Here is a 24,931-nt window from a genome sequence, read left to right as displayed (position 1 = left end):
CGATCGCCGGATTCCTGACGACTTTTCTCTGCTTCGGCGTGATCACCGCGGGGGCCGCTCTGCTGACCGCCAGCCGCGCGGTCGAGCACTACCTCAGCCATGACGCGTGGCCGTCGCCCCGGCAGCTGTGGGTCAGCTTCCGGCAGGCCCTGCTGCCCGGGTTCGCGGCGTCGGTCGTGGTCGCCGCCCTCGCCGCGGCGGTGGTGCTCGATCTGCTCGCGCTGCGGGCGGGCCGGGTGCCCGGCGGCGCGCCGATGCTGGTCGTAGTGGCGCTCGCCGGCCTGGCCGCCGCCGGGCTGGGCGGGCTGGTGCTGGTCTCGGCGGCCCGCCGGCGGCTTCTTCCGGCGGTACGCGACGCGCTGCGTACCGCCGTCTCCCACCCGGGCCGGGTGGCCGCCACCGCGGGCGTGCTCGCCGTGGCCGGGACCCTCGCCGTGCTCATCCACCCGGTCCTGGTCCCGGTCATGCTCGGCCATCTGCTCTTCGCCCTGCACGTGCTCGCCCGCCGTAACACCGGCCCGGTCGAAGCGACAGCGATCACCGGCTGAACATCCTGGGATCACCTGGGCCGGTAAGCGACAGGTAAGTGAACCGGGCTCGAATATCTGGGGCGGACGCTTCTCCCCACTTCCGTTGCCGGTGAGGACGGCCGGACGATGCGGGAGTGACCGAGTCCATCATTCTGGCCCTGGTCGTCGTTACCGCGCTGGGTTTCGACTTCACCAACGGGTTCCACGACACGGCGAACGCGATGGCCACGTCCATCGCCACGAAGGCGCTGCGGCCGAAGACGGCCGTGGCCTTGTCCGGCATCCTCAACCTCGTAGGCGCCTTCCTCTCCGTCGAGGTGGCGCTGACCGTGACGAACGCGGTCGTCAAGATCCAGGACAAGTCGGGCGCCCCGAAGGCCGAGCTGCTCGGCAACGGCGGATTCGACCTGCTCCTGATCGTGCTCGCCGGCCTGGTCGGCGGCATCGTCTGGAACCTGCTGACCTGGCTGCTCGGCCTGCCGTCGAGCTCGTCGCACGCGCTGTTCGGCGGCCTGATCGGCGCCACCATCGCCGGCCTCGGCTGGGCCGGCGTCAACTGGAACGGCGACGGCAGCAAGCTCGACGGCGTCGTCGGCAAGGTGCTGCTCCCGGCGGTGATGTCGCCGGTGATCGCCTGCATCGTCGCGGCCGTCGGCACCTGGCTGGTCTACAAGGCGGTGACCGGGGTCGCAACGAAATTTACGGAGAGTGGGTTCCGCTGGGGTCAGATCGGCAGCGCCTCGCTGGTCTCGCTGGCCCACGGCACCAACGACGCGCAGAAGACGATGGGCGTCATCACGCTGGCCCTGATCGCCTCGGGCGACTGGACCGACACCGGCGCCGTGCCGTTCTGGGTCAAGGCGGCGTGTGCGCTGGCCATCGCCGCGGGCACCTACCTCGGCGGCTGGCGGATCATCCGCACGCTGGGCAAGGGCCTGGTCGAGATCGCGCCGCCGCAGGGCATGGCCGCCGAGGCCTCCTCGGCCGCGGTCATCCTGGCCTCCAGCCACCTCGGTTTCGCGCTCTCCACCACGCACGTCGCGACCGGCTCGATCCTCGGCAGCGGCATCGGCAAGCCCGGCGCGCAGGTCCGCTGGAAGGTCGCCGGCCGGATGATCGCCGCCTGGCTGATCACGCTGCCCGCCGCGGCCGTCGTCGGTGGCGTCATGTGGTGGATCGGCCACCTGGTCGGCGGCCTGGCCGGCGCCGTGGTGGTCTTCATCGTGCTGCTGGGCCTGGCGACCTTCATGTTCCTGCGGTCCCGCCAGAAGCCGGTCGACCACAGCAACGTCAACGACGAGTGGGAAGACGAGCCCGCGGCCACCCGCGAGCGCGTCCCCGAAGGAGTCTGAGCATGCACAACCTCGGCTTCGCCCTCGAGGGCGCCTGGAAGGTGCTGGCCGCCGGCATCGTGCTCGGCGCCGGCCTCCCGCTGCTCTTCGCGCTCGGCATCCGCTCCCTGGCCTGGGGGGCGGGCGGTTCCGCGGAGGTCGACTCCGCCGCCCGCCCCAACCCGGCCGGCACCGTGATCGGCTGGGTCCTGTTCATCATCGTGCTGGCCCTGGTCGTGCTGGGCATCACCTTCATCGTGGCGTCCGGCTTCGGCAAGGCGCTCAGCTTCGAGCACATCTACCCGACCATCATCGACAAGTGACGCTTCGGCGTAGGAGATCACGGTGACCGAACCCCGTTCCAGCTTTGTCGTCCGGGCCGTGGACTGGCTCCGGCAGGGCTACCCGACCGGTGTGCCGCGGCAGGACTACGTGGTGCTGCTCGGCCTCCTCCAGCGGAAGCTGACCGAGGAGGAGGTCCGCTCGGTCGCCCAGGACCTGGCCGACAACGCGATCCTCAACGACGAGCCGGTGACCCACGAGGACATCGAGCAGATGATCCACGACTCGGTGCTCAAGCCGGCCAGCCCGGAGGATGTCGCCCGGGTCTCCGGTCGGCTCGCCGCCGGTGGCTGGCCGCTGGCCGACCCGCCGACCGACTAGAACTGGGCGACGGCGACGGCGATCTTGCCGCGCCACCCGGCCGGCCCGCGTCGGGGCTGGAATATACCGATCATCGGTATATGATGTTCGCCATGCATGGCGAACTCGAGGGACGTTACCGCCGCCTTCTGGCCGCGTATCCGAGCACGTACCGGCGGGAGTACGAGGAAGAGATGGTCGGCGTGCTGATGGCCGCCGCCGAGCCCGGCAGCCGTCGCCCGAGCCTGCGCGACCGGGCCGATCTGCTCGCCGGGGCGGTCAAGGTCCGCCTCCGGAATCGGCCCGGTCTGGGTGGCCTGCTGCGCGACAACGACTGGCGCCGGGCCCTGCGGGTGATCCAGATCGTCGGCACGCTGGCCCTGCTGGCCGTCCCGCTCCGCCGGCTCGGGCTGGCGTACACCTACCTGGGCTGGGACCGGGCGGCCTTCGAGCCGCTCTGGTTCCTGCACCTGGTCTGGCTGGTCGCCGCGGTCGTGGTGATCGCGGGCCGGCGCCGGGTGGCGGCCGGCGCCGCGCTGGCCGGGGCCGCGGTCGAGATCGCCGCGGTCGGTTCGCGGTACCCGGATTCACCCAGCCAGATGCTGCTGTCGGCCTGGCTGGTGGTGGCCGCGCTGCTGGTCGCCGCGGCCTCGGTCGCGCTGGTCTCGGGCGAGCCGGTGCTCCGGCCCCGCGGCCTCGGGTTCTTCGGCGGTGGCCTGGCCCTGCTCGCGGCGGCCGACATCGTCGACCACCGGACCGGGGACGGCTACTTCGTCGGCCAGTTGAGCTACGCGGTCACCATCGACGGCGACTTCCTCTTCCGGTGGGCGGTCCCGGTCTTTCTCGCCGCGGCCGGCCTGATGCTGATCGGCTGGTGGCGGCAGGGCGGCCCGGTCCGCCGCCGGACGGCGGTGCTGATCACGCCGGTCATCGCGATGGCGGCGCTGGTCACCTACGGCTTCGCCGGCTTCAGGTATTCGAGCATGCAGTTCGACTCGCCGATCTACCTGCGCGGTTTCCAATGGGCGATCCTGGCGCTCACCCCGCTGCTCGGCTTCGCCGTGAGCGTGGCGGCGCTGAACAGCTACGAGCGGGTCAGCCACCTGGTCCGCCTCGGCCGCGAGGCCGAACGCGCCCGGTGATCGGATAGTTGCCCGAAGGGCCATCGCGGCGGACGCCACCTTTGGTGCATGATGTCGCGTCGGCCGTGAGGGAGATGATCGTGCTGCAGCCCGGATTGCTACTCGGTGGGCGCTACCTGCTCGTGGCCAGGGTCGGCGCCGGTGGCATGGGCGAGGTCTGGCGGGCCACCGACGAGGTGCTCGGCCGGACCGTCGCGGTCAAGGTGATGCTGCCCGAGGTGGCCGGCCAAGCCGGCTTCGCCCGCCGGTTCGTGGCCGAGGCGCAGGCGATGGCCGGCGTCAGCCACCCCGGCGTGGCCAACATCCACGATTACGGCCAGGACCACGGCGTGACCTTCATGGTGATGGAGTTCATCGACGGCGAGTCGCTGGCCCAGGCGGTGGCCCGGGCCGGGCGGATGGCGCCGCCGGAGGTGATGCGGATGATCGCCGAGGCGGCCGAGGGGCTCCAGGCGGTGCACGACGCGGGCATCGTGCACCGCGACGTGAAGCCGGCCAACCTGCTGGTCCGGCGCAACGGCCAGGTGGTGCTCACCGACTTCGGCATCTCCCGGGCCGGCGACAGCACCGGGCTGACCCAGTCCGGCGCGGTGCTCGGCACGCCCACCTACCTGTCGCCCGAGCAGGTGCTGGGGCAGCCGGCCACGCCGCTCAGCGACCTGTACGCGCTGGGCGTCGCGGCGTACGAGATGCTCGCCGGCCGTCGCCCGTTCGTGGGCGAGAACGCGTACGCCGTCGCCCTGCAGCGGGTCCAGGCGCCGCCCCCGCCGCTGCCGGCCGACGTGCCGCCGAACGTGGCCGCCGTGGTCGGCCGCATGCTCGCCACCGACCCGGCGCAGCGCTGGCCGTCCGCCTCGACCCTGGCCGAGGTGGCGCGCGCGGCCGCCGGTGGCGCGCTGATGCCCGCGGCGCCGTTCCCGGGCCCGCACCCGCCGTGGCCGGCCGCGCCCCCCAAGCGGCGCCGCTCGCCGGTGATCGTCGCGGTCGCCGTGGCCGCGGTGGCCGTCCTGGCCGCCGGCTTCGCGGTCGTCAAACTCGCCGGCGACCGGGATGCCAGGGCCGAGGCCGGATCTTCGGGCGGAACCGTCAAGGACCGCGTCCCCGACCACTTCAAGCAGTGCGACCAGGGCTTCTGCCCGGTCGAGGAGATGTGCTGGGGCGGCCTGGTCGGGCTCAGCGGCCGGGCCGAGATGCCCCGGAAGGCGCCATGCGCCCAGGAGCACTACTGGGAGACGTTCGCCGCGATCGATCCGCCGCCCGGCTCGCTGGAGGGCAACCAGACCGACCTGATCACCACCGACGCGGCGGTGAAGAAGGCCTGCACCCGCGCCGTGATGGAAGCGCGGGCCAAGGACAAGGCCAAGGTGAAGGGCTGGACGATTGGCGCCTGGCCGATGCAGTTCTCCGGTACCACCGACACCCTGATCCACTGCCTCGCCAACTCCGGACAGGGCGAGGTCAAAGCGTCCGTGTTCGCGGTCTCCTAGGCTTCCGCGCATGGGTGTCTTCCTGGAGACCGAGCGGCTGCGGCTGCGCGAGTTCGAGTCCCGTGACGTGGCCGCGCTGGTCGAGCTGGACAGCGACCCGGTGGTGATGTTCCACCTCAACGGCGGCCGCGCCACCGGCGAGGAGGAGATCCGGGACGACGTCCTGCCGTACATGCTGTCCTGGTACTCGCGGCCGGGCGGCTTCGGCTACTGGGCGGTCGAGGAGAAGGACAGCGGCCGGTTCGTCGGCTGGTTCCACCTGCGGCCGGGCAACCGGCGTACCTCGTCGCCGGGCGCCGAGATCGGCTTCCGGTTCCGCCGCGACGTCTGGGGCCGGGGGTACGCGACCGAGGGCACCCGCGCGCTGATCGACAAGGCCTTCACCGACCTGGGCGTCGAGCGGGTCTTCGCCGAGACGATGGCCGTGCACACCGCCTCCCGCCGGGTGATGGAGAAGGCCGGCCTGCGCTACCTCCGCACCTTCCACGCCGACTGGCCGGACAAGATCCCGGGCGACGAGCAGGGCGATGTCGAGTACGCGCTGACCCGTGATCAGTGGCACCATTCCTGAGCATTTCCCGACACCATTCCCGGCCGTTCGGGTAATGGCGGCCCAACAGATCTTCCGGGCGCATGTAAAATGTCATACGAAACGTGAGAACCAGTCACGTTCAACATGACATTTGCGACTGTGTACGCCCCCCGACCGGCTGCGACCCTCATTTGCGACGCCGTCGTGAACGGGGGAGACCTTGTATCAATTCGCTTCCGTGGTCCGGTGGGGACGCAACACCGGCCAACGGGTACCGGCGCTGACCGAGTGCCCCTCGATCCCCTTACCCGTCCCGGTCGTGCCGGTTCGCGCCGCCACGGCCGGGCTCGGCGAAGCCGCCCTGCTGCTGCTGCTCGACAGCCTGGCGATCGCCGTGATCACCTACCTGACCGGCGCCGTGTCGCCCGCCGCGCTGCTCCTGGCGCTCGGGGTGGCCGGGCTCTACCGCTCCCGGATGAGCCACTCCGTCCTCGACGACCTGCCACGCATCGTGATCGCCACCGCCGTGGTGGTGGCCGGGGGCGCGCTGCTGGCCGCACCGGCCGGCCCGGCGCCCCGCGAGCTCGTCGCCGTCCCGCCGACCTGGGCCACGGTGCTGCTCGGGGCGGTGCTGGTCGCCCGTACCCTCGGGTATCGCCTGATCCGATGGCACCGCCGCCACCGGCCCGGCCGCGCCGCGATCGTGGTCGGCAGCGGCGACTTCGCCATCCGGGTGGCCGACGCGCTGCGTGACGACCGCACGTACGGCATCGCCCCGGTCGGCTTCGTCGGCCCGCCCGCCCTGACCCAGCCCACCCTCCCGGTGCTCGCCCCGACCGCCGACCTGGAACGCGCGGTCGCCCGGTACAAGCCGTTGCACCTGATCGTCGCGTTCCCCGCCATCCCGGACGCCGACCTGGTGCAGACGCTGCGCCGGTGCCGCCGCTACGGCGTGACCGTGCACGTGGTGCCGCGGCTGTTCGAGCTGGCCGTCGGGTGTGGACGGACCGAGTTCGTGCGGGGCATCCCGCTCGCCCGGTTGCGCCCCGAGCCGGCGCAGCTGCGGCGCTGGGCGGTCAAGCGGCTCATCGACATCGTCGGCTCGCTGGTCGGCCTGGTGCTGCTGGCACCGGTCTTCCTGCTCTGCGCGCTGCTGGTCAAGTGGGAGTCGCGCAAGAACGGCGTGCTCTTCCGGCAGGAACGGGTCGGCCGCGACGGCAAGCTCTTCACCATTCTCAAGTTCCGCTCGCTGACCCCCGCGGACGACCGGGAGTCGCAGGTCAAGTGGAACATCAACCACGACATGCGGCTCGGGAAGGTGGGCAAGCTGCTGCGGTTCAGCTCGCTCGACGAGCTGCCCCAGCTGGTGAATGTCCTGCGCGGCGAGATGTCGCTGGTCGGCCCGCGGCCGGAGCGCCAGTTCTTCGTGGACCAGTTCCAGCGCACCTACACCGGGTACGCCGACCGGCACCGCGTGCCGACCGGCATCACCGGCTGGGCGCAGATCCACGGGCTACGTGGCGACACCTCGATCGAGGAGCGGGTCCGGTTCGACAACCACTACATCGAACACTGGTCGCTGGCCCTCGACCTCAAGATCATTCTCCGTACGGTCGGCTCGATGCTCAGCATCCACCGGGTCTGACGCATGACAACACTCGACGATCTCCTCACCGTGCCCCCGCGCCGGCGCCCGGAAAACCTGCGCCGGCCGCGGCGCAACCCGCTGGCCGAGCTGGTGCTGAGCCCGCTGGCCGTGCTGTTCGCCGCGGGCACGGCCGTCAAGAACCGGCCGAGCATCCTGGTCGTCGCCAGCATCGTCGTGGTCTGCCTGCCCCCGGAGATCGGCAACCTCACCGGCGACGGCCGGATCACCGCGGCCGACCTGATCGCCGGCCTGCTGGTGGCGGTGCTCGGTTACCGACTAGTTGGTAACAACGGCGACCGGGCGCTGGCCGGACGGGGCTGGCTGCCGTTCGCCGGCGCGCTGGTCTCGTTCGCGCTGGCCACCGTGATCGCCTCGGACGTGCTCGCCTCCGCGGTCGGCTTCATCCGGTACGCCGAGATCTTCGTCCTGGTGCCGGTGGCGGTCGCGATGTCCCTGCGCGACCGCCTCGACGTCCGGCTCACCGCGGGCGCGATCATCGCGGTCACCGTGGTCGAGGGCGCGTACGGCGTCTACCAGTACCTGTCCGGCACCGGCGCCTCGTACGGCGGCGAGTTCGTCCGCGCGGTCGGCACGTTCGGCCCCGAGCAGGTCATGGCGCTGGCCGCCCTGCTCGGCTACGGCCTGGTCGTGACGCTGGCCCTCGCCCTGGCCATGCGGGGCCGGCCGCGGATCGGCCTGCTCGCGGTGTGCGGGTTCCTGGTGCTGGCGCTCGGTTTCACGCTGAGCCGGGGCGCCTGGATCGCCACCGCCGCCGCGCTGCTCGTGCTGCTGTTCGTCTGGCGCTGGCGCGCCGCGGCGTTCCTGTGTCTGATGGCGGTCCTCGGGGCCGCCATTCTCATGTGGTCGGCCGGCAGCGACGCCGACCCGTCCGGCAGCCGGCTCGACCAGCGGCTGACCAGCATCGTCTCGGTCGGCAGCTCGCCCGACCAGTCGGTCCGCGACCGGTACGCGCTGTGGGCCGCGGCCCGCGCGATCTGGGCCGACCACCCGGTGGTCGGGGTCGGCATGAAGGACTTCGTCGCCTACCGGGACAGCTATTCGAGCGTCGAGCTGTCGGCCGGCAGCGACGTCGGCGACCCCACCTCGGGCGTGACCCGGCAGGCGCTGATGTCGCCGCACAACCAATACCTGATGGTCCTCAGCGAGCAGGGCACGGTCGGCATCCTCGCCTTCGGCGGCCTGCTGGTGACCATGGCCGCCGGCGCGGTCCGCCGCCGGCGGGCGCACACGCTGCCCGGCGCCGAGGAGCGCTTCCTCGACCTCGCCGCGCCGGCCCTGATGGTCTGGACGCTCATCGACTGGATGTACGGCGACATCGGCGCCGGACCCAGCACCGTCCTGATGGCCACCCTGCTCGGCATCGTCGTCCGCCGCGCCGTGATCGTCCCCCGCCCCCGAACGGAAGAACCCCGAACGGTAGGACCCGCATGACCACGATCAAGCCGAGTCCCCTCCAGAAGACCCTCGTCCAGGCGACCATGATCACGCTGGTCGTGACGCTCTCCGGCTCGCTGCTCGGTTTCGTCCGCGACCTGTTCCTGGCCCGGTTCTTCGGCGCCGACGGCGGCACGGACGCCTTCCTGGTGGCCTGGACCGTGCCCGAGACCGCGTTCGCCGTGGTCGTCGAGGGCGGCATGTCGCTGCTGATGATCCCGCTGTTCAGCCGGGCCGTGGCCGAGGCCGACGGCGGCGACGCCGGTCTGTTCCTCCGGCGCGTGGTCGGCGCGACCATGCCACGCATCGTCGTGGTGCTGGTCGTGCTCGCCGGCGCCACCTTCCTCTGCGCGCCCTGGCTGGTGCACCTGATCGCGCCCGGGCTGGCCGACCCAGCCCTGGCCGTCACGTGCACCCGGCTGACCTCGATCACCGTGCTCACCTTCGGGCTGGCCGGCTATCTCAGCGCGGCGCTGCGGGCCAACCACGTGTTCGGCGCCCCGGCCGCGATCCACCTGGCGTACAACATCGGGATCTTGACCCTGATGGGCGCGCTGCACGGGTCGCTGGGTGTGGTCAGCGCCGCCGCCGGAGTCGCGCTGGGCAGCTTCTTCATGGTGCTGGTGCAGCTGCCGAGCTTCCTGCGGCACGTCGGCCTGCCGCGCCGGTGGCGCACCGGGGCGGCCACCGTGTCGCTCGCCGCGTTCCTGCCGATCACGATCTACACGCTGGTGCGGCAGGCGCAGGTGTTCATCGAGCGGTTCCTCGGCTCGTCGCTGGCCGAGGGGACCATCTCGCACCTCAACTACGCGCAGAAGGTCGCCCAGATCCCGATGCTGGTGGCCCTGCTGATCTGCACGGTCACGTTCCCCACGCTGGCCCGGAGGATGGCCGCCGGCGAGGCCGACGAGGCCCGCAAACGGCTCGAGGCCGATCTGCGTACGACCGCCGCGCTGATCCTGGTGGCCACCGCGTACCTGGTGGTGTTCGCCCCGGACATCGTGCACGTGCTGCTGGAGCACGGCGAGTTCGCCGCCGCCGACACCGCCGCCACCGCCGGGATCATGCGGGTGTACGCCCTCGGCCTGCTCGGCCACGTGCTGGTCACCGCGCTGTCCCGGCCGTTCTACGCCGGCGAGGAACGCAACTGGTACCCGGCCATGGCGATGGGCGCCGGGCTGGTGGTGACCGGCGTGGTGGCCGCGATCGGGGTGCGGTCGTCCGGCGCGTACGCCATCGCCGCCGCCAACGGCCTCGGCATCAGCACCGCCGCGGTCCTGCTGCTGCTCGGCCTGCGCGACCGCATGGTGGCCCTGGCGCTGCCCTCGCTCGGCCTGGCCGGGCTGCGCCTGGTGTTCGCCGCGGGCGGGGCGGGCGGGGCCGGCTGGCTGGTCAGCCGGTGGCTGGGCTCGTGGCCCGCGCTCGCGGTCGTCCTGATCGGCGGCGTGGTGGTGCTGATCGTGTTCGCCGGGCTGGCCCGGCTGGCCGGGGTCGACGAGGCCACCACGGTGGTCGCCAAGTTGAAGGGACGGTTCCGCTGATGTCCTCCTTCCCTCTGGTGCTGATGTACCACTCGGTCGAGTCCTACACCGAGGATCCCTACCAGGTCACCGTCTCGCCGCGCCGGTTCGAACGGCAGATGCGCTGGTTGCGCCGGCGCGGGCTGCGCGGGGTGTCGGTGCGGGAGCTGCTCGCCGATCCCCGGCCCGGGCTGGTCGGCCTGACCTTCGACGACGGGTACGCGGACTTCGTACACGAGGTCCTCCCGGTCCTGTCGTCCTTCGACTTCACCGCGACGGTGTACGTGGTGGCCGGCTCGCTCGGCGGCCACAACTCCTGGGACACCCCGGGTCCTCGGAAAAGCCTGATGACCGCGGCCGACATCGCCGCCGTGGCCGCGGCGGGCGTGGACATCGGCTCGCACGGCTTCGCCCACGTCCGCATGCCGGAGGCCGCCGACCTGGATGTCCAGACCGCGCACAGCCGGGAGATCCTGGCCGATCTCTCCGGGCAGGAGGTGACCGGGTTCTGCTACCCGTACGGCGCGGTCGGCGAGCGCGAGGTCGAAGCGGTCCGGGCCGCCGGGTACGACTACGCCTGCGCGGTCCAGCCGACACCGGTCATCGGGCGGCACGCGCTCCCGCGCACGTTCATCGGCGACCGGGACGCCACCCACCGCCTCTACGCCAAGCTGGCCCGCCACCGGCTCACCGTCGGCAGGGCCGCCTGATGCGCGTCCTGCACGTCATCACCGGGCTGAACGCCGGCGGGGCCGAGCATCAGCTGCGCGTGCTGCTGCGCCGGCTGCCGCACGACTGCGAGGTGGTCACGCTCTCCAACCCGGGGCCGGTGGCCGAGGCGATCCGGGCCGACGGCACGACCGTGCACGAGCTGACCATGAAGCACAACCACGACCTCACCGCGCTGCCCAAGCTGCGCCGGCTGATGCGGGACGGCCGGTACGACGTGGTGCACACCCACCTCTACCGGGCCTGCCTGTTCGGCCGGGTCGCCGCCCGGCTGGCCGGCGTGCCGACGATCGTGGCGACCGAACACTCGCTGGGCCACGGCGTGATCGAGGGCCGCCGCACCTCGGCCGGCGTACGCCTGCTCTACCGCCTCACCGAACGTCTCGGCCACACCACCGTCGCGGTGTCCGACGCGGTCGCCGGCCGGCTGCGGGCCTGGGGTGTCCGCGAGGACCGGATCGCCGTCGTGCCCAACGGGATCGACGCGAGCGAGTTCACCTTCGACGCGCGGCTGCGCTGGGCCGCCCGGACCCGGCTGGGCATCGCCCAGGACGCGGTGGTGATCGGTGGCGTCGGCCGGCTCGAGCCGACCAAGCACTTCGACCGGCTGATCCGGGCCGTCGCCGAGGTGCCCGGCGTGACGCTGCTGCTGGTCGGGCACGGTCCGGCCCGGGAAGCCCTGGAACAGGTGGCCGACCTGCACGGCGTGGCCGACCGGGTGGTCTTCGCCGGGGCGGTCGGGCACGCGCGGGAGATGTTGTGCGCGATGGACGTGTTCGCGTCACCGTCCGATTCGGAGACCTTCGGCCTGGCCGTCCTGGAGGCGCTGGCCTGCGGGCTGCCCGCGCTCTACGCCGTGTGCCCGCCGCTGGACGAGCTCACCTCGCCGGGCGGCCACGGTCCGCCGGACGCGCCCGGGGCTCGTCGGCTGTCGGCGTACCCGGAAGCCCTGCCCCGCACGCTGCGGGCCGAACTCGCCTGCCTCACCGAGCGGCGCGGCGGCCGGCTGCCCATCCCCGATGTGGTGGCCCGGTTCGACACCGGCCGGCTGGCCGCATCCATCGACCTTCTCTACCGGCGGCTCGCCGGGCACACCCTGCAACACGTTGAAGGAGCACACGGGTGAAATCACGGGAGTTCCTGCGACGGCTGGTCCGCCGCTTCGGATTGCTGCTCTTGCTCACCGCGATCGGCGGCGGGGCCGGTGCGGCCTACGCGGCGATCAAGACACCGACCTACACCGCCAAGGCGTACGTGGTCACGATCGGCGCCGGGGCCGAGCCGATCGTCGCGCTGAACTACGCCCAGGCGTACGGCCGGATCGCCACCACCGGCCCGGTCCTGGCCACCGCCGGGCAGACCCTCGGCGCCGACCGGACCGGCCTCAACCGGGTGACCGCGTCGACGTCGCCGGACGCCCCGGTCATCGAGATCACCGCGATCGGCCCGTCGCCGTCACGCACCGCGACCGTGGCCAACGCGGTGGCCAACTCGCTGATCTCCCTGGGCGACACCCGCAAGGGCGAGACCAGGGTGGGTCTGACCATGCTGGCCGCGGCCACGCCACCGGCCCGGCCGACCTCGCCCAAACCGCCGATGGAACTGGCCGTCGGGGCGGCGGCCGGACTGCTGATCGGCGGGCTGGCCGTGCTCGCCGGGGCCGGGCGCCGGTCGGAGGAGACGACGGCGCCGGCCACCGCTACCGCCGAGTCCGTCACCGTGGTCGCCGAGCCGGAACGGGTCTACGTCGAGGAGCCGGAGCCGGTGGCGATCACCAGCTTCTCCGGCATCTGGCGCTCCAAGCAGAAGGTGCTCACGGCGACGCCGGCATCCCCGCCCTCGCCCGACGAGGAGGCCGACTCGTCCGGCTCGTCGGACTCGTCGGACTCATCGGACTCGTCGGACTCGTCCGGCTCGGTCGCCGAGCCTTCCGGCCAGGCCGATGACCAGGAGCCGGTCCGGGTGGTCGGACGGGCCGTCGTGTTCCGGGTGGAGGAGAAATGACCGCATCGCTCACGCATCCGGCCGCCCTCACCGAATGGTCGGTGGAGACCCGCCGCGGCGACGCCGCCTTCGCCGGCCTCGCCGCCGACTGGGACGCCTTGCACGCGCGTTGCGCCGGGGCCTCGCCCTTCCAGGCGTACGCGTGGCTGCATTCCTGGTGGCGCTCCTACGGCCGGCCCGGTGGACTCCGGGTGTTCCTGATCCGGCACGCCGGCACGCTGGTCGCCGCGGCTGCCTTCGAGGTGCGCCACCAGGTGCTCCACCCGATCGGCGGGGCGCTGGCCGACTTCACCGACGTGCTGCTCGACGACGAGGTGGCCGCCCCCGCCGCGCAGGTGCTGGCCACCGCGCTGATCCGCGACCGCGGCTGGCACACCGCCGACTTCGGCGAGGCCCGCCCCGGCGCGGTCACCGCGTCGCTGCTCGCGCCGGCCTGGCCCGGCCGCGTCCACGAGACGCCCGGGTCGCTCTGTCTCGAACTGGCCGCCGGCCCGTTCGACGACCTGGTCCGGGACCTCCCGTCGCACTCCCGCAAGACCGTCCGCCGCCGCCTCAACCAGCTCAAGAAGGCCGCCCCCGCGGTGACCGAGGTCGAGGCCGATGCGGCCGGCCCGGCGATCGCCGCGCTGCTGCGGCTGCACGAGCGGCAGTGGGAGGGCCGCGGCGGCAACCCGGCCCACCGGACGCCGGCCTTCGCCGAGCACCTGACCCGGTCGGTCGGCGCGATGATCAAGTCCGGTCAGGCCTCGTTGCTCGAGTACCGGTTCGACGGCGAGCTGCTCGCCTCGTCGCTGTTGCTGATCGGCAACGACCTGGTCGGCGGCTACTTCTTCGGGGTCGACCCGGCGCTGCGCGGCAAGGTCGACGTGACCACGATGCTGCTCGCCGACGCGCTGCCGCTGGCCCACCGGCTCGGCCTGCCGACGATGAGCATGTTGCGCGGCGACGAGGCGCACAAGTCGACGTGGCGCCCGGTCGTCGTGCCCAACCGGCGGCTGCTGTTCGTGCGGCCGGGCAGCGTGGTCGGCACGCTCTACGCCCGGGGCGTCCTCGCGCTGCGCCGGCTGATCGCCGAGGCCAAGACCCGCACCCCTTGGGTCAAGCGCCTGCGCGACCGCCTCCGATGGCGCTCGCCGAAGCGCGTGTTGCCTATGCGCGCTCAGAGCGGCGCCGCCGAGCCGGTTGTGCCTGCCCAGCGTGAGCCCAGGGTGTTGCCTATACGCGCTCAGAGCAAAGGCGAGGGGGAGCGGTGACCGTCACCGTTCTGCATGTCGCCCAGCCACGGGAGGGTGGCGTGGCCGGCTATGTGCTCGCTGCCTGCCTCGACCAACTGGCCCGCGGCTGGAACGTCACGGTGGCCTGCCCGGACGGCGGGCTGCTGGCCGCCGAGCTGGCGAGCGCGGGAGTGCCGCGGCTGCGCTGGCCGGCCGTGCGCAGCCCGGGGGCCGAGGCGCTGGGCGAGACACTGCGACTGCGCGGGATCATCGAGCGGGTCCGGCCCGACGTGCTGCACCTGCACGCGGCCAAGGCGGGGCTGGCCGGGCGGCTCGGCCGCGCTCAGGGCCGGCCGGTGCTGTTCCAGCCGCACGGCTGGTCGTGGCTGGCCGTCGAGGGGCGGCTGCGCCAGGCCACGCTGGCCTGGGAACGCGCCGCCGCCCGATGGACCGACCTCTTCCTCTGTGTGGGTGACGCGGAAGCCGAGCAGGGCCGGAAACACGGCGTGCTGGGTGACGCGGGGGCCGAGCTGGGCCGGAGACACGGCGTGCTGGGTGACGCGGAGGCCGAGCAGGGCCGGAAACACGGCGTGCTGGCCGCGCGGGGGCGGACGCCGGCCCGGCGTGGGCGGTTCGCGGTGGTTCGCAACGGGGTTGATCTGACCCGGTTCCCGACGGCGAGCGAACACGATCGGGTCGAGGCCCGGCACACGCTCGGGCTGGATCCGGGCGCGCCGCTGGCGGTGTGCGTCGGCCGGGTCACCCGGCAGAAGGGCCAGGACGTGCTGCTCGCGGCCTGGCCGGAGATCCGGCGGCGCTGCCCGGCGGCGCGGCTGGCGCTGGTCGGTGACGGCGATCTGCTGCCGGCTCTGCGGGCGCGGCCGGAGCCGGGCGTCCGGTACGCGGGGGCGAGCACCGACGTCCGCCGATGGCTGGCCGCGGCCGACGTGGTCGTGCTGCCGTCGCGCTGGGAGGGGCTGTCGCTGACCGTGCTGGAGGCGTTCGCGAGCGGCCGCGGCGTGGTGGTGAGCGACATCCCGGGGCTGGCCGAGGTGACCGGGCCCGAGGTGGGCGCCCGGGTGCCCGCCGGCGACCCGGTCGCCCTGGCCGTGGCGGTGGCCGACCGGCTGGCCGGTGCCGACCTGACCCGGCGGGAGGGTGCGGCCGCCGCCCGGCACGCCGCCACCTTCGATCTGCGGCTGACCTGGGACCGGCTGGCCGCCGAGACGACCGCGGCGCTGCGCGGGAAGAAGGAGCTTGCGACATGGTGACGACGTACGCGTACGACCTGGCCGACCCGGCCTTCTGGCGGTTGCCGGAGGCGGAACGACTGGACGCCTTCCGCGGGTTGCGGGCTCTGGGTGTACCCCAGCGGTTCGGTGATTTTGTCGCTCTGGTGAAACACGCGCACGTGGTCGAGGCGAGCCGGAAGAGTGACGTCTTCATCAGCGGGACCGGTGTCACCACGCCGCGGCCGCCGCGCTGGGTGCGGACCGTGTTCGGCGACTCGATGGTCAACCTGGACGACCCGCGGCACGCGCGGCTGCGGGGCGTGGTGAGCAAGGCGTTCACGCCGCGGGTGGTCACCCGGATCGCCGGCGACGTCACCCGGCTCGCGGTGCGGATCGCCGAGGAGGTGCGGGAGGGGCGGCCCGAGGACTTCGTCGAGGCGGTCGCCGGGCGGCTTCCGTTCGAGGTCATCTGCGACATGATGGGCATTCCGGCGTCGTACCGGCCGGAGGTCCGCGCCCAGGTGGACCACAGCACCGAGCGCACCGGCGGGCGGTTCCGCGTACCCGGCAAGAACCTCCGCGCCCTCGCCCGCCTGCACCGCGTGGTCGGCGAGGTGGCCCGGCAGCGACGCCGGGAGCCGGCCGACGACCTGATCTCGGCGCTCGCCGGCGCCGGCCTGAACGCTCGTGAGCTGGGCTCGTTCTTCTCGTTGTTGCTGGTGGCGGGGGTGGAGACGACCCGGAACACGATCGCGCACGGGCTGCGGCTGCTCACCGACCACCCCGATCAGCGGGCGCTGCTGCTGGACGACTTCGCCGAGCACGGCGCCGGGTTCGTCGAGGAGGTGGTGCGGCACAGCTCGCCGATCATCCAGTTCCGCCGCACCGTGGCGCGGGACCACTCGCTCGACGGCCATCCGCTCAGGGCCGGCGAGGACGTGATGCTCTTCTACACATCAGCCAACCGGGACGAGGACGTGTTCGACGCCCCGGACGCCTTCGACATCACCCGCAGGCCGAACCCGCACGTGGGATTCGGCGGCGGCGGCCCGCACTTCTGCCTGGGCACCTCGTTGGCCCGGCAGGAGGTCACGGCGACCTTCCGCGAGCTGCTGGCCCGGATGCCCTCGATCCGGACCACCGGCGAGCCGGAGATGGCGCCGTCGAGCTTCGACAACCGGATCGCGCGCCTGCGATTCACGTTCTGAGGTGTTATTGATGCGCCGATACATCGCCCTGGCCACCGCTCTCCTGACCCTGGCCGCCTGCTCGCAGCAGGCCTACGAGGACACACCGGTGTCGCTTCCGCCGCCGCCGGCCGAGGCGCCGCCGCCGTCCGCCACGGCCGGGGGACCACCGCTGCCGGCCGGCCAGACCGAGGGCTGGGACCTGGTGTTCAGCGACGAGTTCGAGGGCGCCACGCTCGACCGGCAGCGCTGGGACGACCACTCGACCGCCGAGCCGGACATGGGCCGGGGCAACCCCGGCAACCAGCAGCTCGAGTGGAACCAGGCGGCCAACTGCCAGGTGCGGGAGAACGCGCTGGTGATGACGGCCCGGCGGCAGGCGGTCAACGCGGCCTCCGGCACCCGGTACGCGTGGACGTCGTGCCTGATCACCAGCACGCCCTCGTACAAGTTCCAGTACGGCTACATCGAGGAACGCTCGGTGCTGCCCTCGGCCAAGGGGTTCTGGCCGGCCTTCTGGACCTGGCAGGCGCGCGGGGTCGACAAGCACACCGAGACCGACGTGTACGAGTTCTACTCCGACAACCACGGCCGGCTCTACGGCACCCAGTTCTCCGGGGCGCGCGCCCGCTGCGACATCAAGCCGGAGTTCGACCCGACCGGCGACTGGCACACCTACGGCGTGGCGATCGAGCCCACCGGCACCACCTGGTACATCGACGGCATGCAGGTGTGCTCGTCGCCGGCGACCTCGGACGGCGAGACCAACATCATCTCGAACCTGGCCGTCTACTCGAAGATCCCACCCGATGCGGGTACGACCGTCGCGTCCAAACACGTGGACTACATCAGGGCCTGGCAACGCCCCGGAGCAGGCAACCCTTAGGCCCCATTCCAAATTCGCCCTCAGGGGGAGCCGCCCCGAAAGTGAATTTGGAATAAGGCCTAGCATCTAGCCCATGTCGAAGGTCCTCAAGAAGCTGCCGGTCGGCGAGCGCATCGGAATCGCCTTCTCCGGCGGTCTGGACACCTCCGTCGCGGTGGCCTGGATGCGCGAGCGCGGCGCGGTCCCATTCGCGTACACGGCCGATGTGGGCCAGTACGACGAGCCTGATCTCAGCGACGTGCCCGGCCGGGCCTCGATCTACGGCGCCGAGAACGCGCGCCTGGTCGACTGCCGGTCGGCGCTGGTCGAAGAGGGTTTCGCCGCGCTGGCCGCCGGGGCGTTCCACATCCGGTCGGGCGTGCAGGCCTACTTCAACACCACGCCGCTGGGCCGCGCCGTCGTCGGCACGATGCTGGTGCAGGCCATGCGCGAGGACGACATCTCGATCTGGGGTGACGGTTCCACCTTCAAGGGGAACGACATCGAGCGGTTCTACCGGTACGGCCTGCTGGCCAATCCCAGCCTGCGGATCTACAAGCCGTGGCTGGACGAGCAGTTCGTCGCCGAGCTGGGCGGCCGGCACGAGATGTCGGCCTGGCTGAGCCAGCGTGACCTGCCCTACCGGGACGCACAGGAGAAGGCGTACTCGACCGACGCGAACATCTGGGGCGCCACCCACGAGGCCAAGCGCCTCGAACACCTGGACACCTCGATCGAGATCGTCGACCCGATCATGGGCGTCCGGTTCTGGGACCCGTCGGTCGAGATCGCGGCCGAAGACGTCACGGTCGAGTTCGAGCACGGCCGCCCGGTCGCGCTGAACGGCCGCTCCTTCGACTCGGCGGTCGACCTGGTTCACGAGGCCAACGCCATCGGCGGCCGGCACGGGCTGGGCATGTCCGACCAGATCGAGAACCGCATCATCGAGGCCAAGAGCCGCGGCATCTACGAGGCGCCGGGCATGGCCCTGCTCTACATCGCGTACGAGCGCCTGCTCAACGCGATCCACAACGAGGACACCGTGGCGACCTACCACACCGAGGGCCGCCGCCTCGGCCGGTTGCTCTATGAGGGCCGCTGGTTCGACCCGCAGGCGCTGATGCTGCGCGAGAGCATGGCCCGCTGGATCGGCTACCCGATCACCGGCACGGTCACCCTGCGTCTGCGCCGGGGCCAGGACTACTCGCTCCTCGACACGACCGGCCCGCTGCTGAGCTACCACCCCGAGAAGCTGTCGATGGAGCGCAGCCACTACCCGGCGTTCGGACCGGACGACCGGATCGGCCAGCTCACCATGCGCAACCTGGACATCGCCGACTCCCGCAGCATGCTCGAGCAGTACGCCGCGCACGGCCAGCTCCAGTCGGGCAACGGGCTGATCGGCGAACTGGCCGCCGGTGGCGCCGCGGCGATCGCCCGGCACAGCGAGGCCGGCGAGGACGTCGCGGTCGACCCCGACGCCCTGGACCGCGCGGCCCTGGAGAGCGGCACCGACTGACCGGCTAGTGGAGCCAGCCGTTCTTGCGGACGATGCGGATGGCGTCCAGCCGGTTGCGGGCGCCGGTCTTCGAGATCACCGTCGAGAGGTAGTTACGGACCGTGCCGCCGGAGAGGTAGAGGCGGTCGGCGATGTCGGCCACCGAGTCGCCCTCCGCGGCCAGTCCGAGCACCTCGAGCTCGCGGGTGCTCAGCTCACGGTCGGTGTTCAGCGACGCGGTCTGGAGTCGCGGGTGGACGATCCGTTCGCCCGCGGCGAGCCGGCGCACCGAGTCGGCCAGCAGCGTCTCGGAAGCGTCCTTGAGCAGGAAGCTGAGGTCGCGGGCCCGGCGCCGGGGCGGGAGCATGCCGCGCTTGCTCGGGTCGCAGAGCAGCAGCGTCGAGCACGAGGGCAGCTTCGCGCGGAGTTCGGCGGCGACCGGGAGCACCTGGCTCACCATGTATTCCGTGTCGATCACGATGACCTGCGGTGACAGGGTGGCGGCCCTGCCGACCACGTCGGTGTCGAACGGAATGGTGCCGAGCACCTCGATGTCGGCCTGAGCGTTGAGCAACTGCCGTACCGGAACACCGAAATAGCCGGTGTCCCGCACCACCAGGAGCCCGATCATCAGATCACCCCACCCGATCGCCGCCTGCCTCGGAGGTTAGTGGGTGCGGGCGACCCCGCACAGTCCACCGGAGGGGACCTTGGCGATCTTCCACTCTTCGGCTGTCCCGACCTGATAAGGATTCGTTGCCGCAGGTCAGGCGGATTGGTAATGATCAATACTCGACAGTTATGGAAGGTCGATGGGCGAGATGTCCGGCCAAAGCCTGACCGATCGACCGACCGAGATCTGACAGAACCTCGGGTCGTCAAGCTCCGAGCAGCCCCCGCAGATGGGCCGTCTCGGCCTCCCCGGCGAGGTCGCCGTGCCGCTGATGCAGGGCGAGGGCCCGGTCCAGGTGCTCGTGGGCCTCGGCCGGTTGGCCCGCGGCGATCAGCGCCTCGGCGAGACGGTTCAGCAGCACGCCCTGACGGCGGGTCTCGCCCCGGTGTTCCGCCGCCCGCAAACCGGCACGGTAGATCTCCAGAGTGATCCGGTGCTCGCCGGTGTCCTCGGTGGTCAGGTGCCAGTCGAGCAGGCGGGCGGCAGCCGCGGTGCGGTCCGGTTCGGACGTCTCGGCCTCGAGGCGCTCGCGGGCGTGCACGGCGATGACGTCGTGCATCCGCCACTCGTCGCCGTGCCGTTCCAGCAGCCGCGCGTCGGTCAGTTCGACCAGGCAGGCGGCGACGTCGGCCGCGGGCCGCCCGGTCAGCACGGCCGCCATCGGAAGGGTGAACCTGCCGTCCGGGGCCAGGCTGAGCATGCGCAGGGTGACCGCGGCGGTGGAGTCGAGCCGCTCGTACGCGAACTCGAAGGCCCACGCCATCGGCTCCTTGTCGGATCGCCCGGCGGCGAGCGCGTTCCCGCTCACCCGGAAGCTGCGGGCGTAGCCGGCCACGATGCGCAGGGCCAGGGGCAGCCGCCCGCAGGCCCGGGTCAGCGCGTCGGCCGACCGGGGATCGCCGAGCAGGCGGCTCGCCTCGCGCGGGGTCAGCGGCGGCAGCAGGACACGGCGGGCGCCCTCGATCGAGACCAGACCGCCCAGCCCCGGCCGGCCGGTCACCACCACCACGCCGCCCGGGTTGCCGGGCAGCAGCGGGCGCACCTGGTCGGCGTCGGCCGCGTTGTCCAGGATCACCAGCATCCGGCGGCCGGTCATCAGGCCGCGGTAGACGGTCGTGGCCTCGGCCGGGTCGCACGGGATGCGGCCGGGCGGCCGGCCCAGCGCGCGCAGCAGCCGGGTCAGGGCCTCGGCGGTGGTCAGCGCCGGGCCGGGGGCGGCGCCGCGCAGGTCGAGGCGGATCTGCCCGTCCGGGAAGCGGTGCTGGGCGTGGGCGGCCCAGCGTACGGCCAAGGTGGTCTTGCCCACCCCGGCCGGGCCGCCGATCACCGCGATCGTGCCGTCCCGCAGCGCGTCCAGCTCGGTCAGCGCCGCCTCGCGGCCGACGAACCAGGGGGCCGGATCGGACGCCGCGGTGTCCGCGGCCGCGGGCAGCGGATCGGGGTCGCCGCGCAGCACCGCCTGCTGCAACCGGCGCAGGTCGGGGCCGGGCTCGATGCCGAACTCGCCGACCAGCCGGGCCCGGCCCCGCCGGAACGCCTCCAGCGCGTCGCCCGGCCGGCCGGCCCGGTGCAGCGCGCGGATCAGCAGGATGAGCAGGTCTTCCCGATGTGGATGGTCGGCGACCAGCGTGGTCAGCGGCCCGATCGCCGAGCCCGGCCGCTCCCGGTCGATCTCGGTGGTCCACCGCGTGACCAGCGCGCCCAGCCACTCGGCCGGGTCGACGGCACGGCCGCGCCACAGGGCCAGCACCCGGTCGAGCTGGGCGGCGCGCACCTCGGGATCGGGGAGCGCCGTCGCGATCGCCAGTGCGTCCCGGAACCGCGCGGCGTCCACGGAGGAGTCCATCGTGTACAGACTGCACGATGATCACTGCCGTGACCATCGACAAGCGGTTGAACAATCATCCGGTGGTGCCCTTGACCCACGGCAGGGCCAGGCGTTCGATCATCACGACGAGGTAGAAGAGCACGATGCTCATCACGGCCAGCAGGGCGATCGCGGCGAACCCCAGCCCGATGTCCGAACCGGAGTTCTGGATCACGAAGCCGAGCCCCTCGGACGAGCCGAACAGCTCGCCGACCAGCGCGCCGATCACGGCCAGCGGCATGGCCACCTTGAGCCCGACGAAGACCTGCGGCAACGCGCCGGGCAGCCGGATCCGGTAGAACGTCTGCATCCTCGAGGCCGACAGCGAGCGGGCCAGCTCGGCCAGGTCGGCCGGCGTCGAGGAGAGACCGGCGGCGGTGGAGAGGATGATCGGGAAGGCGCACATCAGCACCACCAGGATGACCTTCGGTCCCTGGTCGAAGCCGAGCCAGACCACCAGCAGCGGCGCGAAGGCCAGCTTGGGGACCGCGTTCAGCGCCACCAGCGTGGGCATGAACGCCCGCTCGATCAGGCTCGACCCGGCCAGCAGCGCGCCGACCCCGATGCCGATCAGCACCGACCAGCCGAAGCCCTGCCCGGTCTCGGAGAGCGTGATCGCCGCGTTCTCGAGCAGGTACACCCACTCGCGGGCCAGCGCCTCGGCGACCTGGGGCGGGGCCGGCACCAGGAACGACTCGATCTCGAAGACGATGATCGCCAGCCACCACGCGCCGACGGCGATGACGGCGCCGGCGATGGCCAGGCCGGCCGACCAGAGGGGACCCGAGGCGCGCGGCTGCTTCTCGGGCGCGAGGGCGGTCGTCATGATGCTCCTCCAACGGCGCGCGGTCAGGGTCGTACGGTCAGCTGTTGGCCACGTCGAAGTTGATGATGTCCCTCGGGTTGATCGTGGTCGGGATCGCGCCCGCGCCCTGGAGCACGGCGACGTTCCGGGTGACCTTCTGCTCGTCCAGCGAACCGACCGCGGCGCCGCCGGCCTTGGCGTACGGGATCATCAGCTTCATCTCGGCCGCCGCCACCGGCATCGGCTGGGTCTTCTGGTACTTGGCGTAGATCTGACCGGCTTCGTCCGGGTTCTCCAGGGCGTACCGGAGGCCCTTGAGCATCGCCGTGTTGAACCGCTTCACCTTGTCCGGGTTCTCGTTCATCGTCTTCCGGCTGACGCCGAGCCCGTTGCCGTAGAGGTCGACCAGGTGGTCGCTGAACGGCAGCACCACCGCGGTCTGGCCCTTCTGCTTGGCCACCTGCTCGACCTGCGGCTTGCCCACCACGAACTGGGTGGCGGCGTCGACCGATCCGGCGCCCAGGCCCTTGACCAGGTCCTGCGGGGGCATCTGGACCCAGGTGACCGACGTCGCGTCGACGCCGGCCAGCTTCGCGTAGGTGTCGAACAGCGTCTTCACGATGCCGCCCTGGATGTAGGCGATCTTCTTGCCCTCGAGGTCCTTCGGCGAGCTGATGCCGCTGCCGGACAGGGCCATGAGGCAGGCCAGGTTGCTCTGCTGGATCGCGCTGACCACGGTGAAGTCCTTGAAGGCGCCCTTGCCGTACGCGATCAGCGCGGCCGAGATGTCGAGCACCGCGAAGTCGACCTGCCCGGCCTGGAGGAGCTTGAGGTTGGCCTCGGTGCCGATGCCCGGCTTCACGTCGACCTCGAACCCGGCGTCCTTGAACCAGCCCTTCTCCATCGCCACGTAGACGTAGCTCTCGCGGCCCAGGATGCCCGCTCCGGTCAGGTACGAGACCTTCTCGAGCCGGCCGCTGCCCGGGGCGCCGGCCTCGGTCTTCTTGTCGTCGTCCGAGCCGGAGCAACCGGCGGCCACGATCAGGGCGGCGGCCGCGGCCACCGCGCCGATCACACGGGTCATCCTCTTCACGACTGAATCTCCTCTGGAGTGGGGCGCGCGTCGCAGTACGGGCCCTGTCCACTGTGGGGTTCAAACGGGCGATGAGCTAGTGGCGTGGTGTCACTCGTTCGAGTCACGCGACCGGTTGATCCCGCGTTCGGCCGGGCCTTGTCTGCGGCGCCCGCCTCTTTCGGCTCAGGCCTCGCCGGCCATCAGGTCACTGAAGAGGCCGCCGGCGTTCGGGCTGGTGAAGAGCCGGTCGAGCCGGGCGCGGGCGATCTTGTGCCGGAACGGGCCGGAGGTGGCCGGGTCGCCCGAGTCGTGCAGCATCTCGGTCATCCACCGGCTGAACTCCTGATAGGACCAGGTGCGGTCCAGGCAGGTCTTCGAATAGTCGCGCAGCGGTTGGGGGTCGCCGTCGCGTACGGCCGACCGCACCGCCTTGGCCAGCACCTCCGCGTCGGCCAGGGCCAGGTTCATGCCCTTGCCGCCCATCGGCGTGATGATGTGTGCGGCGTCGCCGACGAGGAAGAGGCGGCCGTACGACATCGGGTCGACCACGAAGCTGCGCATGTCGACGACGGCCTTCTCCAGCACCGCGCCGGCCGGCAGATCGGGGTCGCCGATCCGCAGCCGGAGCTGGTCGAAGATCCGCCTGTCGTCCCAGGCGTCCAGATCTTCGCCGGGCGCGCACTGCAGGTAGAAGCGGCTGCTCCTGGGCCCGCGCGGGAAATGCGCCGCGAAACCGTGCGCGCTGACCGCGAACATGGGGTGGCGCGGCGGCGGCACGTCGGCCAGCACGGTGAACCAGCCGATGCCGTGGTCGTACGCATAAATTGTCTGCTCGGCCTCGGGCACGCTCCGGCGGCTCACACCATGGAAGCCGTCACACCCGGCGAGGTAGTCGGCCTCGATCTCGTGCGGCCTGCCGTCCTCATCGCGATACGTCACGACCGGCCGCTCGCTGCCCGGTCTTTCCAACGTGACGTCTTCGCAGCCGAACCGCAGGTCGCCGCCGTCCTCCTGGAACGCCGTGATCAGGCGCTGCACCAGGAACTGCTGCGGCAGGATCCGGCCGAACTTCCCGCCGGCCAGGTCGGCGATGGGCAGGAACCGGGGCCGGCCGTCCACCCGGAACTCCTGCACCCCGTCGGTCCGCGAGTCTTGCAGGACCCGGTCGGCCAGGCCCCACTCCTCGAACATCCGGGCCGCCCGATGTTCCAGCACGCCGGCGCGTTGCCGCTGCTCGACGTACGCCCGGCTCTGCCGCTCGACCACCACGCAGTCGAGACCCGCCGTGCGGAGCAGGTTGGCCAGCGTGAGACCGGCCGGACCGGCCCCGATGATCGCGACGGTGGTGGTCTCGTGAGCCGCCTCAGACATTCATGCTCCTCATCAGCCTGCGCCCCGGCCAGCACATTAGGAGATGCCCTTCCGGGCACCACATGCGGGTCGCCTTCCCCGCCGGCCACGGCCACCCACCGTTCGCGCCTCGCTCCAGTCGCGC

Annotated in this window: 23 protein-coding genes; 18 read left to right on the top strand and 5 right to left on the bottom strand. The window is 72.0% G+C overall.

Annotation, left to right across the window (positions count from 1 at the left end; genetic code table 11):
- Window positions 1–38: 38 nt before the first annotated feature.
- From AB0M54_RS09795 to argG, 18 genes are all read left to right on the top strand, one after another.
- The gene (locus tag AB0M54_RS09795; protein ID WP_364470187.1) at window positions 39–548 is read left to right on the top strand and encodes a hypothetical protein; all 510 of its coding nucleotides are present in this window, start codon (window positions 39–41) and stop codon (window positions 546–548) included.
- 116 nt (window positions 549–664) lie between these two features.
- Window positions 665–1,882: an inorganic phosphate transporter gene (locus AB0M54_RS09790; protein ID WP_364470185.1), complete on the top strand. Its 1,218-nt coding sequence runs from the start codon at window positions 665–667 to the stop codon at window positions 1,880–1,882.
- A 2-nt stretch (window positions 1,883–1,884) separates the two neighbouring features.
- Complete coding sequence (locus tag AB0M54_RS09785; RefSeq protein ID WP_364316220.1) at window positions 1,885–2,184, top strand: hypothetical protein; 300 nt, start codon at window positions 1,885–1,887, stop codon at window positions 2,182–2,184.
- A 22-nt stretch (window positions 2,185–2,206) separates the two neighbouring features.
- Window positions 2,207–2,524: a DUF3349 domain-containing protein gene (locus AB0M54_RS09780; RefSeq protein WP_364316223.1), complete on the top strand. Its 318-nt coding sequence runs from the start codon at window positions 2,207–2,209 to the stop codon at window positions 2,522–2,524.
- 92 nt (window positions 2,525–2,616) lie between these two features.
- Window positions 2,617–3,645, top strand: a complete 1,029-nt coding sequence (locus AB0M54_RS09775) for a hypothetical protein (RefSeq protein WP_364470183.1) — start codon at window positions 2,617–2,619, stop codon at window positions 3,643–3,645.
- An 80-nt stretch (window positions 3,646–3,725) separates the two neighbouring features.
- Window positions 3,726–5,132, top strand: coding sequence for a serine/threonine-protein kinase (locus AB0M54_RS09770; protein WP_364470181.1), 1,407 nt, complete (start codon window positions 3,726–3,728; stop codon window positions 5,130–5,132).
- Between the two features lie 10 nt (window positions 5,133–5,142).
- The gene (locus AB0M54_RS09765) at window positions 5,143–5,703 is read left to right on the top strand and encodes a GNAT family N-acetyltransferase (RefSeq protein ID WP_364470179.1); all 561 of its coding nucleotides are present in this window, start codon (window positions 5,143–5,145) and stop codon (window positions 5,701–5,703) included.
- Between the two features lie 280 nt (window positions 5,704–5,983).
- Window positions 5,984–7,309 carry a sugar transferase gene (locus AB0M54_RS09760; protein WP_364316233.1) on the top strand — a complete coding sequence of 442 codons (1,326 nt, stop codon included), beginning with the start codon at window positions 5,984–5,986 and terminating at the stop codon, window positions 7,307–7,309.
- Between the two features lie 3 nt (window positions 7,310–7,312).
- Entirely contained in the window at window positions 7,313–8,764 is a 1,452-nt protein-coding gene (locus AB0M54_RS09755) for an O-antigen ligase family protein (protein ID WP_364316235.1), read from the top strand.
- Window positions 8,761–10,308 carry a murein biosynthesis integral membrane protein MurJ gene (gene murJ / locus AB0M54_RS09750; protein ID WP_364470177.1) on the top strand — a complete coding sequence of 516 codons (1,548 nt, stop codon included), beginning with the start codon at window positions 8,761–8,763 and terminating at the stop codon, window positions 10,306–10,308. The genes AB0M54_RS09755 and murJ overlap by 4 nt, the downstream gene beginning before the upstream one ends.
- Window positions 10,308–10,997, top strand: a complete 690-nt coding sequence (locus AB0M54_RS09745; RefSeq protein WP_364470175.1) for a polysaccharide deacetylase family protein — start codon at window positions 10,308–10,310, stop codon at window positions 10,995–10,997. Before murJ ends, AB0M54_RS09745 begins: the two co-directional genes overlap by 1 nt.
- Window positions 10,997–12,142, top strand: coding sequence for a glycosyltransferase (locus tag AB0M54_RS09740; protein WP_364470173.1), 1,146 nt, complete (start codon window positions 10,997–10,999; stop codon window positions 12,140–12,142). Before AB0M54_RS09745 ends, AB0M54_RS09740 begins: the two co-directional genes overlap by 1 nt.
- Window positions 12,139–13,020, top strand: a complete 882-nt coding sequence (locus tag AB0M54_RS09735; RefSeq protein WP_364470171.1) for a Wzz/FepE/Etk N-terminal domain-containing protein — start codon at window positions 12,139–12,141, stop codon at window positions 13,018–13,020. The genes AB0M54_RS09740 and AB0M54_RS09735 overlap by 4 nt, the downstream gene beginning before the upstream one ends.
- Complete coding sequence (locus AB0M54_RS09730; protein WP_364470169.1) at window positions 13,017–14,273, top strand: GNAT family N-acetyltransferase; 1,257 nt, start codon at window positions 13,017–13,019, stop codon at window positions 14,271–14,273. The genes AB0M54_RS09735 and AB0M54_RS09730 overlap by 4 nt, the downstream gene beginning before the upstream one ends.
- Window positions 14,270–15,505 carry a glycosyltransferase gene (locus AB0M54_RS09725; RefSeq protein ID WP_364470167.1) on the top strand — a complete coding sequence of 412 codons (1,236 nt, stop codon included), beginning with the start codon at window positions 14,270–14,272 and terminating at the stop codon, window positions 15,503–15,505. Before AB0M54_RS09730 ends, AB0M54_RS09725 begins: the two co-directional genes overlap by 4 nt.
- The gene (locus tag AB0M54_RS09720) at window positions 15,499–16,674 is read left to right on the top strand and encodes a cytochrome P450 (RefSeq protein ID WP_364316253.1); all 1,176 of its coding nucleotides are present in this window, start codon (window positions 15,499–15,501) and stop codon (window positions 16,672–16,674) included. Before AB0M54_RS09725 ends, AB0M54_RS09720 begins: the two co-directional genes overlap by 7 nt.
- Before the next feature lie 10 nt (window positions 16,675–16,684).
- Entirely contained in the window at window positions 16,685–17,539 is an 855-nt protein-coding gene (locus tag AB0M54_RS09715) for a glycoside hydrolase family 16 protein (RefSeq protein ID WP_364316255.1), read from the top strand.
- A gap of 73 nt (window positions 17,540–17,612) precedes the next feature.
- The gene (gene argG, locus AB0M54_RS09710; RefSeq protein ID WP_364470165.1) at window positions 17,613–19,037 is read left to right on the top strand and encodes an argininosuccinate synthase; all 1,425 of its coding nucleotides are present in this window, start codon (window positions 17,613–17,615) and stop codon (window positions 19,035–19,037) included.
- Between the two features lie 4 nt (window positions 19,038–19,041).
- On the opposite strand, the gene AB0M54_RS09705 is transcribed toward argG, so the two are convergent.
- From AB0M54_RS09705 to AB0M54_RS09685, 5 genes are all read right to left on the bottom strand, one after another.
- Entirely contained in the window at window positions 19,042–19,647 is a 606-nt protein-coding gene (locus tag AB0M54_RS09705) for a response regulator transcription factor (RefSeq protein ID WP_364316260.1), read from the bottom strand.
- Between the two features lie 247 nt (window positions 19,648–19,894).
- Window positions 19,895–21,535, bottom strand: a complete 1,641-nt coding sequence (locus tag AB0M54_RS09700) for a BTAD domain-containing putative transcriptional regulator (RefSeq protein ID WP_364470163.1) — start codon at window positions 21,533–21,535, stop codon at window positions 19,895–19,897.
- A 55-nt stretch (window positions 21,536–21,590) separates the two neighbouring features.
- On the bottom strand, window positions 21,591–22,382 hold the full coding sequence (locus AB0M54_RS09695) for an ABC transporter permease (protein ID WP_364470161.1): 792 nt from the start codon (window positions 22,380–22,382) through the stop codon (window positions 21,591–21,593).
- A 37-nt stretch (window positions 22,383–22,419) separates the two neighbouring features.
- Window positions 22,420–23,445 (bottom strand): ABC transporter substrate-binding protein, encoded by a 1,026-nt coding sequence (locus tag AB0M54_RS09690; RefSeq protein WP_364316269.1) that lies wholly within the window; start codon window positions 23,443–23,445, stop codon window positions 22,420–22,422.
- 174 nt (window positions 23,446–23,619) lie between these two features.
- The gene (locus tag AB0M54_RS09685; protein ID WP_364470159.1) at window positions 23,620–24,807 is read right to left on the bottom strand and encodes a 4-hydroxybenzoate 3-monooxygenase; all 1,188 of its coding nucleotides are present in this window, start codon (window positions 24,805–24,807) and stop codon (window positions 23,620–23,622) included.
- Window positions 24,808–24,931 lie beyond the last annotated feature (124 nt).

The organism is Actinoplanes sp. NPDC051470 (assembly GCF_040682035.1).
GTDB lineage: Bacteria > Actinomycetota > Actinomycetes > Mycobacteriales > Micromonosporaceae > Actinoplanes.
The sequence above is the reverse complement of the archived record's forward strand: the minus strand, read 5'-3'. Positions and strand labels throughout refer to the sequence as shown.